This window comes from Pseudoalteromonas sp. PPB1, assembly GCF_015356275.1.
Lineage (GTDB): Bacteria > Pseudomonadota > Gammaproteobacteria > Enterobacterales > Alteromonadaceae > Pseudoalteromonas > Pseudoalteromonas rubra_D.
Genome location: NZ_JACEQV010000051.1, coordinates 1 through 11,896 on the forward strand (window position 1 = coordinate 1; position 11,896 = coordinate 11,896).

The window sequence follows — 11,896 nt, forward strand, 5'->3', positions numbered from 1 at the left end:
ATTCAGCTTCTTTGATCATGGCAACAATTTGTGACTCGGTGAACTTGCTTTTTCTCATCGTAAAACTTCCTTCTTTTGTTAATGGAAATTCTACTCAAGAACTGTTGCAGTTTATGGGGGAGTTACAAATTGTTATCTGTGTTAAAAGAGACACCCAACAATTAGTGTTCCTTTAATAGAGCTTTTCTGGGTGATTGCGAGTGCTATTTAGAAAAGATAATTGATAAATCACTGTGAGTAGGCTTCAAATATGAACAGCTTCTGCTAAACCTGCCTTAATCTCGTACCGTATGACATAGTTAAGCCCTGCCTGAGTGTGACAGTCATCATTTGAGTTTCAGGTAATGGGAATTCTAACCTAATAAGCGTTCACAATTAGCCAGGTTAGCGCGCCGCTTTTTTTGTAGGTGGGTGCAATATTTACTCATAGCATGACGCCTGCCGACAGCACCGTGGAATACTTTGGTAAATCTTGTGGTGAGTTTTAGCCAGTTTTCGGGCTCTATTTGCAATCGAGCGAGAATAGGATGGGCATCGCAGATGTGTCCTCGTTTGTCTGCTCGAATACATCGGCCTGTTAGTTCAACCAGTTCAATGTAGTATTTAAGCTCAAAGGGGAGCCCTTTGGGCATATTCTGTCTTGGGTTGCCAGCAAAGCGCAGAAGACTCTTTGGCTGCTTCCCACTATGAGTATGTTCAATACGTTTTTTGATACTGGTGAACTCAGAAGTTTCAGGTGTGTTGGCCATTTTGGCTCGGATTGGATTCAGGTCAACGTAGGCCATACAGGCGGCCAGTGCCGCTTCATCGAGTAACGCTTGGGATTTAAACTTGCCTTCCCAGAACCGACCCGTACAGCCATCTTCTTTGTTTGCCCTGCGGGCAATGTCTTCGTTGAGCACGCGCATAAACCAGCTGATGCTCGATAGCCTTTCACGATATTTGTCGATAATATCGTTGAGTATCATATGCTCGGACGGATTAAGTTTGTTATCTTCAACAAATTTGTGCGTCAGCCAGTTTCCTTTGAATAGCTTATGCCAGCGGATAACAATCGCTTTGTCGGTCAATCGATTGGCTTTTTTATCATCCACATACAAAACGATATGAGTATGGTTACTCATAACCGCGTAAGCGCAGATATCAATGCAAAAAATGCTTGCCAGCAGGAGTAGCTTTTCTTCAACCCATTCACGGCGATGCTCATAAGACTGGCCTGTTAACGGGTCTTCACCACATAGAAAGGCTCTCCTGACACAGCGAGAGATGCAATGGTAGTATTTTGTGTCAACTAAGCTGACCTGGCTTTTCCGTGCTGTTGGCATTTTATGTCCTTATCTTTGGAGCAGATAAAAAGCATAGATAGTGGAAGTAAGGCAGGCAAGTTTTTGGTTGGGTGTCTGCTAGTCACTACTGTTGGGTGTCTGCTAGTCACTACTGTTGGGTGTCTGCTAGTCACTACTAGTCATGCTAGTCACTAGTCTGCTAGTCATCTTTTGTCATCTATCACTCCACTTGCAGAAGAACTGATAACTAAGATCGCTTTAGTGCAAGCGGTACCTGTTATGTACTTTAATCTTCACGGATTAAATGACCGAACAGGCTGTGAGTTGGTCTGTTTACTAACACTGATAATATGCAGCATGTTCAGAGCTTGACTCATATCTTGTGTCAGATTGGTTAATTTCTTTTGTTATCATATCTTTACTGTTGAGGTGGCTTTTTTACAATTGATCAGCTCTTCACCTGCTTTATTGTATGTTTTTTGTTTTTACTGTATATTTCGCGCCCATTAATTAATAAAGCTGAATAATTGCCGCTGTACTTCAGAGCATCTGCTTTAACTATCTTTTGAATGTTTAGGGTTGCTTGAATTTCAACCTGTCGAGTTTACTTTCAGTAACTAAATAAGGAGCTTCACGCATTGAATCGCGTATTGAACAAAGTTAAATGGCAGCATATATTTGTGCTGCTGTGCATGACACAATTGGTGGCGTTTTCCTCCATGGCATTCGCTAATTCTAAAAGTCTATTTACTCCTATCCGAATTGGTAAAAAGCTCATTGTTGTCCCCAGGAAAATTGATGCCAATGAATATCAGGCACAGTTAACAATAAGCAACGGGGAAAAGCGCTTAACCTGGTCTGCGATCGCCGGTGTCAGTAAATACGCAATTCAGGTACTGAATGAAGATGGACAGTGGGAAAACCTACTGTTCACAGAATCATTGTCTGTCATTCTGGATGACAGATTTAATGGCTATTTGCAGGTTAGGGTTGCGGCATGTTACAGAGATTCTTGTAATTTGATTGCAGCAGGCAGCGCGATTCAAAATGTCTTTGAAACTCAATACGCAGATGTGACAAGTTCGATCCCCGGCAATGCGAATTTAGTCAGTGTCAGCGCTCCCTCAGTTGATAATGTGGGCACAATCAAGGGAAGAGCTGGAGTAAGTGGCGGCGGTGCAACGTACTCTGTCCCAATAGAACTTACACCTGGGCGTGCTGGTATGCAGCCGGGTGTATCACTGAATTACTCATCACGATCTGGCTCTGGGATTGCTGGCAAGGGTTGGTCTTTGTCGGCAGGGTCTGCGATTACACGCTGTCCGGCCACCTATGCACAAGATGGATATAGTCGAAACCCTAAGTATGATCAAAACGATCGTCTCTGTCTGAATGGCCAAAGACTGATTGCCATCAATGGCAGCTATGGTTCAAGCGGCGCTGAATACAGAACGGAAATGGACAGTTTTGCCAAAATTACGCAGCACGGCGCAATGAACTCTACATCCAGCTACTTTGTGGTCAGGTTTAAAAATGGTCACGTTAGCTATTATGGTGCATCAGCCAATAGTCGTGACATCCGCTCAAATTACAATGGCACTTATGCCTGGTTAATTGATTACACCCGAGACGCAACGAACAAAAACTTTATTCATTATGATTATGTTACCTACGGTACAAACGAAAAACTGCTGGACAGAATTAACTATACAGGTAACAGCAGTTCACATAAGGGTATGCATAACATCTATTTCGAATATGAGCAGGCACTGGACCCAACCCGAAAATACCACCAGGGTATATTGTACGAGAAAACGCAGCGCCTGAAGCGTGTTGTTACCAAGCACAACTCCACGCAAACCAGAGAATATACGCTTAGTTATGCAGCCAGTCGTGCGTCGGGTATAGATCTGTTGTCTTCAGTTGAGTTGTGTTACGGCACAACGGGCGGAAATTGTTTGCCTAAAACTCGTTTTGAATGGGAAGATCAGGCGCCTAAAATCAGAGGTACCTTTGTAAATATCAATGCAGGTAAGAGCATTTCATCGGTGTTACCTAATGGCGATCGAAACGGGGACGGCTCCCGAGATTGGCCTGGCTTCTACATCGACGCAGAAGGCAATACAACGAGCAATAGCCACCCAATGACGCAATGCGAGTTTTCTGGTACCAGTGGCGAAAAAGTGAATTGTCATACGGATACCGCGGATTACAACCAGGACGGCATTACAGACGACTTTGATTTTGTAGCAGGCTCAGTAGGTTCAAAGAAAAAGCTGGTACTGTATAAAAACTATCAGAATGGTACATCGACTCGCATCAATACCAATATAGAAGTGCCTCAGCTGTCTTCGTTTTTGCATGTTGGCGACATGAATGGTGATAGTCTGCCAGATTTGGTGATCTACGAAAAAACAGCAACATACTCTGATGATTACATCTATTTTTACTATCACAGTGGTAATTTCTCGACACCTTATTCCACGTCTTATAAACAAAAACTGTTTACTGTGGGTAAGCACCCGGGTTCGGACAATCCATCTACTTCCTATTCGATAGGTGGGGATTTTGATGGTAACGGTATACCTGATTTTTATCGTGTGTCCTTACACCGAAGTGACATTGGGCAGGGCAAATTGAGCTCCGTCAAGCTGACGGCATCTAAAGGTAAAACGCTGAGCTTTACAAGCAGAACAGTTAACTGGGACGATGAGGATGACTACCTTCCTTCGTTCAATGGCGGGTGGGGGCGATTCTACCGCTTTGCAGACCTAAATGGTGATGGTCTTAAAGACTGGTTTGGCTGGTACAACCCGAAACAGAACGGCAGCAAGTTGTATGTAAGATACAGCAAAGGTGACGGCTGGTTTACCTCGCCTGTTTATATGAATGCCAGAGCGTATAGCAGAGACTATTACTATAACCTGAGTTACGGTCTGGAGGGGAACAGAGAGAATGAGCGGTATGTTAAATTGCCAAAATATGGCAATGCCATCAAGGTTGCTGATATTGATGCAGATGGTAAAGAAGAGCTCCTGATCCCTAACGGTATTGTGGTGGAGGGGTGTCAAAATGTGTCTCATTTTGAATTCCGAGGGAAGAGCGTGACAGAGTTCTGTGGCTCTGCTATTTACAACGAGTTGATCCCTTCAGGAAAAGGCACTTATAAATCGATTGATGGGCGCCATGATCATAGTATTTACTCCTTTGCCAAGCTTGAGCTAAAAGGCGGCAGCTTTGTCAGTACAGATACCGACTTTATCGGTTCTGCTCATCAGTCTGCTATTATCGATGCACAAGGTGATGGATTGCCTGATCTAGTCTTTAACTATGGGTGTGCAAGCGGTCCCGCAGGATCAAGTTGTCGCTTTTTGGATGCAACGCCTTATGGTTATGCAAAAGGCAAGGTCAACATTAGCCGTAACTACGGAACTGGCTCGGGAACAAACGGGAGCCGATATAGACCACTTGATGTACTTCACTCAGTCACAGATGGTATTGGACTGAAAAGTGAATGGGATTATCGTCCTTTGTCGTCTTCTGTGTCGACTAATATAAACGGTGTAACCAGGCTGTATAAATCTGATAGTTTGAATTTAACGGGGCTTATAGTAAAGGGTTATCAAAAATTCACATCTAGTATGTACGTGGTGAGGGAGTTTAAGCAAGATAATGGTGTGGGTGGTGACTTTGTACGCCGATACGCCTATCGCAATGCGCTGTTTAATAATCAGGGCCGTGGATTCATGGGTTTTGGAAGCATCATTGAAGCGGATGTAACACGAGGCCTGGTAACACAATCTGACTTTCAGGCCTACTTCCCCTACGCGGGCAAACTAATGGCGAAGGCCACATTTATTGCAGATGAGTACACCCTTGATGGCAGGCGAATTGCTGTGACAGAGAGCTCTGCAATTAGTCACTCAAAAATAGATTGGAAAAGCAATCCAAGTCACAGAATTAAAAACGTATATAGTTTGTATGCAAAGTCCAGCTATGAAATTAAACGTGATATTTCAACAAAGAGCTGGTTGTCTACAACGGAAGTAGAAAATAAATCAATTAATGCGTATGGCGATATTATACATAGCGAACGAAGACAGGATGACCAGTATGGTATGTCAAAGGTTTCAACAACTAAAACATATGCTTACGACACATCAGCCTGGTGGGTAAATAAGGTAACTAAAGTCGTTACAAAGTCTTTGCTTTCAGGCAGAGACCCTAATGATGCTTATTTCCTGTACAAAGGTGGTGAAAAAGGCTTGGTGAGCGAAACTACTTTGACAAAGGAGTTTAGTAATTTTCACACGTCTAGAAAGGCCAGAACTGTTAAGGTTAGCGGCTCTTCAGGTAATGGACATGAAATAAACTATGTCTTTAATAGTTACGGTTTGCCTACCCAAGTTACTAAAAAGGCAAGCATTTATAACGACGCGAATTGGACTTCGCAAAGCCGGGTTGAAACCCTGTCCTATACCTCAAATGGTACATCTGCGGCTGACAGTGGTTATTATGTCCATGAAACCACCAATGCCAAAGGACATAAAACAAGGGTGAATACTGATCCGAAAACGGGTCTTAAAACCAAAACGCACCAGCAGGTGAGTGCCAGTGAATATCTCACTACAGAATATGGCTATGATCGCTACCTGAGACCTTATAGTCAAAAAGTAGAGGGAACGCCAAAGGGTTATACAGCGATACAACGGCCTGGGACTTATGCACCTCGGGATGCAGTGCTCCAAGTATTGACGGTTGCGCCAGGTGCCCCCAAAAAAGTTGCCTTTATTGACAAGCTTGGGCGTACCATCCGGACAAAAGTCGAGAATCAGGGCGGCGATTGGATCCTGCAGGACAAAACCTTTAATGCACAGGGGTATCCATTATTTGAGTCTCAGCCATACAAATTTGGCAACATTAAATATGGCGTTCGATATGGTAACTACGATGAGATTGGTCGTGTGGACAGCAAGACAGTCGATCAACAGTGTTCACCATTTGCTACCGGCACAATGACCACAGAGTATCGCTATAAAGGCTTTACAACCTCAATTGATGTATCAGAGAGTTGCTATGGCTTACATTTGGGTCAAATGAGCCGAACTTATGATAGCCGAAAGCAATTGATGAAAACCACAGACGCACTGAATGGCGATACGCGTTACTCATACAATAGTAACGGCTTACCCATTATAGTACGTGATGCTAATGGCAACAGCATTGTTGCTAAGTACAACGCATTCGGGCAAAAAGTTCGGGTAGTTGATCCAAACCAGGGGGCAACAGACTTTATTTATAACGGATTTGGCGAGGTTCAAAGAGAAACACGCAGTAATGGAAAATCTGTTCACTACAATGTTGATTCACTGGGTCGTGTCGTCAAAAGAACTGCAACGGGTGAAGGGACGTTAACCTACACATTTGATACGCACACTTATGGCCAGTTGAGCAATGCAGCAGGCAATGGCGTTACACATAGTTATCAATACGATAGTCTGGGTCGTCCAACTGTTCATACAGTAGCAGGCGAAGGTCGAAGCTTTTCAACAAGCACCTATTATGATGCCAATTATGGACGCGCTAAAGGGATGCGTTATCCTAACAATCTGACATTGGAATTTGTTTACGACGACCGAGGCTACCAGGTTGGCGTTAAAAACAACGCCAGTGGATATACTTTCCAGCAGATTACTGAGCGTGATGTGTTTGGCTATATTCAGTCGCAAACTTTAGGCAATGGTCTGCAAATGGACAACTACTATAGTCGTCAAAGCGGCCAGATGACTGAACATTATACTCATAAAAATGGCAATAACCTGCTGGCTATTCAGTACACGGGCTATGATGGATTTGGCAATCTCAAATCACTGTCAGTGACTTCTGGCAAGCTGGGTGAACAACACCAGTTTACGGAGTCATATAGTTATGATGATCTGCATCGTCTGAAGAGCAATGCGATTGCTGGTTACACAACCATCCGCTACGATTACGACGCTGTGGGTAATCTGACAAGCAAATCTGATTACGCAACCCAATATGATTATAGTAATAGCGTATCCGGGTTTACGGTTGGTGGGCCTAATGCGGTTAAACGGGTATTAAAAAATGGCCAGTGGGTGGGCTTTAGCTATGATGCCCGCGGTAATATGACCAAAGGGGATGGACTAAGTACTGCCAGTTACAATGCAATGGATAAACCAACAAGCATCACCAAAAATGGCATAACTGCAAGCTTTACCTATGGTCCTGACCATATGCGCTTTAAGCAGGTGAAAGGCAGCGTAACGAGTTATTATGCAGGTAAGCATTACGAGCTTGAGATAGAAGGAAACAAAACAACAACTCGGGCTTACATAGGTGATATTGCTGTCATCTCGTCACAATCTGGTAGTGTGCCACAGATCCGTTATTTCCATAAAGATCGATTAGGCAGTGCAAGGCTGATCACCAATGCAGACGGGTATGTGGTGGCAGAGCGAAACTTTGACCCATTTGGTAAACCGAGAGCGGCGTCAGGCAGCTTGAAATTTACTGCTCAATTAGGCGACTATAAATCAGCTAAAACGCGACGCGGATTTACCGATCATGAGCATCTAGATGATCTGGAACTTATCCATATGAATGGCCGGGTGTACGATTACAATTTAGGCAGGTTTATGTCGGTCGATCCTGTCATTCAGAGCCCGGGTAACTCTCAGTCGATTAACCCCTACTCATATATAATGAATAACCCACTGGGCGGTACAGACCCAACTGGGTACTCGTCAGCATGCCAGTCAAAAGGCGCGGATGTCAGTGGTGATTCAGCCCCGGGTTGCGGTGATGCAATGAGCTATGATGTGGGGGATGGTGATAAGTTTATTAAAATGGATAATGGTAACGTGTACCTTGATCAAGGGGGGGATACACTCATCAAGGTAGACAGTATAAAGCTCAACGGTGCGAGTGGTTTAGTGGCGAATGTTGACATGCTTACCGGTAGTGTTGCATATAACCTTGGGTCGCAGGAGAGTATTGGGGCGAGTGATGCTAATGTCAAAAGTGCGTTTGATATGAAAGAGCTGAATAACCTAATCAATCCGATTGACTCAAATTATCAGTCAAAATTGGATGGTATGAACTCATTGTTTGAAGGGCGTGAGAAGGGGCCAGGTAGTGAATTTGATAGCGAAGAAGAAATCGTATCACTTCTTGATGAAGTAGTTCACCCATATGCTGCTGAGATTCAAATGGAGATTGGAACAAACATATATACAACTAAAAATGGAAAACTAACATTTGCCCCACTAGTGCTAGCGGATAATGGAAACCCCCTTCAAGTAGATACGGAAAAGTCTATTTCGGGGTTGAGAATTGCGCCATCTAGGGTTAGTGCTGACTGGCACTCTCATGCAATGGCAGCTAATGATATGTCAGGACCTGATGTAGATTTGGCTATTAAGCTCAATCGAACTTCGTATGTATCATCAAAATACGGCATAGCAACATTCCGAGGTATTGATTACAATGAAGCTAGATTGGCTAATTCTGACGTGTATAAGTTCGAATACCGCGGTCGTACCATTTCACACCCTATAGAAAGGCATCCGGCTGTTAATCGCAATGATTTTTTCTCCCTAAAAGAAAGGTAAATTGGATGAAAGTATCAAATTTAATGATAAGACTTTTTACTCTGTTGATGATGGTTATTACTAATAACTCTGTGGCCACAATGGCAGGATGTTCAAAATGGACAAAGCTTGAGACTCAGACTGACTGTGTTGTGTCAACTGTTCAATTAATAGCATCACCATCATCTTATGAAAATAGGAGAATTCGACTGGCTGGTGTAGTTAATTTTGAATACGAGAGAAACTTATTATATATGGATATATACTCATATGAAGAAAGGCTATATGAAAATGCTATCAATTTAGCTTTAGATGTTGAGGATATTGAGCCACTTATACAAGTAAATGGAGAGCTTGTACGAATTTATGGTAAATTTAAGAAATTGAGTGATGGCTTTTATTATTTGACCGAAGTTTCACACATTAAACTTAAAGATGGTGGGTTGGTACTATTTGATGACTCAAGAGGTAAAGTAATACCATCTATCATCAGAAAGTAAAATGGCTAGTTACGTGGAAATATATAGACTCTCCATTGATGCAAAGCCGAGTAGAACTGCGGGATAGCGAATTATCGTTATCTCGTTCGTTATATTACCCGCTTTGCCATGCCTGGTGTTGGAAAATACACGGAGGGAAAATACACGGACATATATGGACGCTCCAGCGATGTCAAGCCGAGTAGGCCTGCGAGATAGCGAATTATCGTTATCTCGTTCGTTATGTTACCCGTGTTGCCATGCCTCGCACAAATACACGGACACCCAGCGTTATCGGTTCTTGTTACGTGTCTTCTAGGGTAAATGTGAGCGCGCTATTTTGTGTAACTTTGGAATGGGTGTCTGCTAAAAATTAATATCTGGACCGGTAGGAAATGGGCCTATCTGGCTGTAGTATTGGATTTATGCACACGCCGTGTAGTGGGCTGGGCTATGTCTCATCAACCGGATGCCAACTTAGCCCTCAGAGCATTTGACAGAGCCTATGAACAAAGAGGTCGGCCATCGGGCGTGTTGTTCCATTCTGATCAGGGCTGTCAGTATGTCGCCACAAAGTTCAGGCAAAAATTATGGCGCTATCGTATGACTCAAAGCATGAGTCGCAGGGGGAATTGTTGGGACAATGCACCAATGGAAAGGCTATTTAGGAGTTTGAAAACAGAGTGGGTTCCGTCAACAGGCTATGATTCCTTTAAGGAAGCTGAAAGAGATATTAGTTACTATTTAATGAACTACTACAACTGGCAAAGGCCGCATAGTAACAACGAAATGCTTGCGCCAGCAGTTGCGGAAGAAAAACTTTACTTACTGTCCGGGATTAGTTGACCACTACACGTACTTCCTTTATTAGATAAGATTAAAGGTGAAGGTGGAATTGTGATTATTGGGGAATAGGGAAATACACGGACACCCAGCGTTATCGGCTCTGGAATTTAGGTTGAAACCCATTTACCCATTCAAAACCGGCGCTCAGCAATTTGAGGTGGTTATCTGGTGCCTCTTTATATTAAAAGATCGTAAAAAAGGCTTGGTTATGTATAATAAACGATTGGGCGTGGGGCCACTAAAGCTTGACTCAGTTCCGCTTCACTACACCGTTTGGCCACGCATTATCAGCCCCTTATTAGGGCGTTAAACAGTGAAATACGTGGACACCCAGCGTTATTTGTTACTTTTATGGGTTTTTGTTGGGTAAATGTAAATTCACGGACATCCAGCGTTATCAGCTCTTGTTACGTGTCTTCTAGGGTAAATGTGAGCGCGCTATTTTGTGTAACTTTGGAATGGGTGTCTGCTAAAAATTATTGTCAAGGTCAAAGCTATTCACCTGAGATTTCGGGCACTATCGAACCTATTATTGGTAACCCGACAAAAGGTTACCTTAAGAAACTTGTTAACGGCTTAACCTTTGGGGTAGTTTATGGCGACATGAGCAGTATTCAGTCGTTGAACGCTGACCCCGAAGATTGGGCTGACATTGGAGCTTATGAAGCTCAAGCAGGTTTGGAAAAGTACGCCATCATGGCACTACCGGGTAACGCTCCCAAGAACATCATCAAGTTCATAAACCCTAAAGCACTAATATCGAGACAAGGTCGTAACGAAATGACAGGCTCAAAGGTGAAGCGTATCCGAAAAAGAATTAAGTCTGACGGCTATGATGAATCACAACAGATAGATGTCGCTGATGTTAATGGCAAGATGATAATAATTGATGGTCACCACAGGGCGGCGGCAGCATCTGCTGCGCAATTAAAACAAGTACCTGTCAGGGTCAAGAACGTATCTCAACAGGATGCTGACCAGTTACTAATGGAGGCTGCTGAGGCGAGGTATTAGTCATGAGTTTATTAATTGCAGATATAAAAGCATTCATATCAACACAAAGAAAACTGACTAGAGCTTTATTGAATGAGTATCCTGAATGCACTAATTATTCATTGTTAATCAACCTGCCAAAGTATGGCAGAATTAAAGTCGATGATATGTACTGGAACTTTAAAAAGCATGGAGCTGGTGTTGAGTTCAGCTGTGTTGATGATGGCAGGTTAGTTGACGTCTGTGAGCACATTGACCAACCGGACTTGTTTGACGAGTGGAGGCTATCTCTCTACCTAGAATCAATTCATAAAGAAGATTGTAACTTAAAAGGTGAGTTGGCAGGTCTACGCCAATCTGGTCAAGTGTTATCTAATAATGAGTACCCTCGATTACTACTTCTTGCACAATGACTGCTTTAGAGACACCTAGTAATTTAGGGCGCACAAATACACGGACACCCAGCGTTATCGGTTCTTGTTACGTGTCTTCTAGGGTAAATGTGAGCGCGCTATTTTGTGCAACTTTGGAATAGGAGGAAAATACACGGACACCATTGAATATAATCCTCGTAATTCGCCGCAGGAGGCAAGGTCAGAGGCTGTCCACCGGTCAGACTCTGATAATAGCCCAGTACCTCGGAGAACAAAGTGGCCTGACACCAGCCATCGGTCAAGAC

General features: G+C 43.3%; 6 protein-coding genes. 5 read left to right on the plus strand and 1 reads right to left on the minus strand.

Features of this window, described 5'->3' with window-relative positions; translation table 11 throughout:
• Positions 1 to 353 precede the first annotated feature (353 nt).
• Entirely contained in the window at positions 354 to 1,325 is a 972-nt protein-coding gene (locus tag IY568_RS24045) for a transposase (protein WP_194868926.1), read from the minus strand.
• Positions 1,326 to 1,924: 599 nt separating this feature from the next.
• Between IY568_RS24045 and IY568_RS24050 the strand changes: the two genes are divergently transcribed.
• The 5 genes from IY568_RS24050 (at position 1,925) to IY568_RS24070 (ending at position 11,630) form a co-directional block, all read left to right on the plus strand.
• Entirely contained in the window at positions 1,925 to 8,920 is a 6,996-nt protein-coding gene (locus IY568_RS24050; protein WP_194868927.1) for an RHS repeat-associated core domain-containing protein, read from the plus strand.
• A gap of 5 nt (positions 8,921 to 8,925) precedes the next feature.
• Positions 8,926 to 9,399, plus strand: a complete 474-nt coding sequence (locus IY568_RS24055; RefSeq protein ID WP_194868928.1) for a hypothetical protein — start codon at positions 8,926 to 8,928, stop codon at positions 9,397 to 9,399.
• A 342-nt stretch (positions 9,400 to 9,741) separates the two neighbouring features.
• The gene (locus tag IY568_RS24060) at positions 9,742 to 10,224 is read left to right on the plus strand and encodes an IS3 family transposase (RefSeq protein ID WP_416365179.1); all 483 of its coding nucleotides are present in this window, start codon (positions 9,742 to 9,744) and stop codon (positions 10,222 to 10,224) included.
• A 429-nt stretch (positions 10,225 to 10,653) separates the two neighbouring features.
• The gene (locus IY568_RS25390; RefSeq protein ID WP_194868929.1) at positions 10,654 to 11,238 is read left to right on the plus strand and encodes a ParB/RepB/Spo0J family partition protein; all 585 of its coding nucleotides are present in this window, start codon (positions 10,654 to 10,656) and stop codon (positions 11,236 to 11,238) included.
• A 2-nt stretch (positions 11,239 to 11,240) separates the two neighbouring features.
• Positions 11,241 to 11,630 carry a DUF6896 domain-containing protein gene (locus tag IY568_RS24070; protein ID WP_194868930.1) on the plus strand — a complete coding sequence of 130 codons (390 nt, stop codon included), beginning with the start codon at positions 11,241 to 11,243 and terminating at the stop codon, positions 11,628 to 11,630.
• Positions 11,631 to 11,896: the final 266 nt, after the last annotated feature.

What these genes read in the sequence shown, in the direction of transcription:
- IY568_RS24045 (WP_194868926.1), bottom strand. Translation starts at nt 1,325, where the DNA reads ATGCCAACAGCACGGAAAAGCCAGGTCAGCTTAGTTGACACAAAATAC.
- IY568_RS24070 (WP_194868930.1), top strand. Translation starts at nt 11,241, where the DNA reads ATGAGTTTATTAATTGCAGATATAAAAGCATTCATATCAACACAAAGA.
- IY568_RS24055 (WP_194868928.1), top strand. Translation starts at nt 8,926, where the DNA reads ATGAAAGTATCAAATTTAATGATAAGACTTTTTACTCTGTTGATGATG.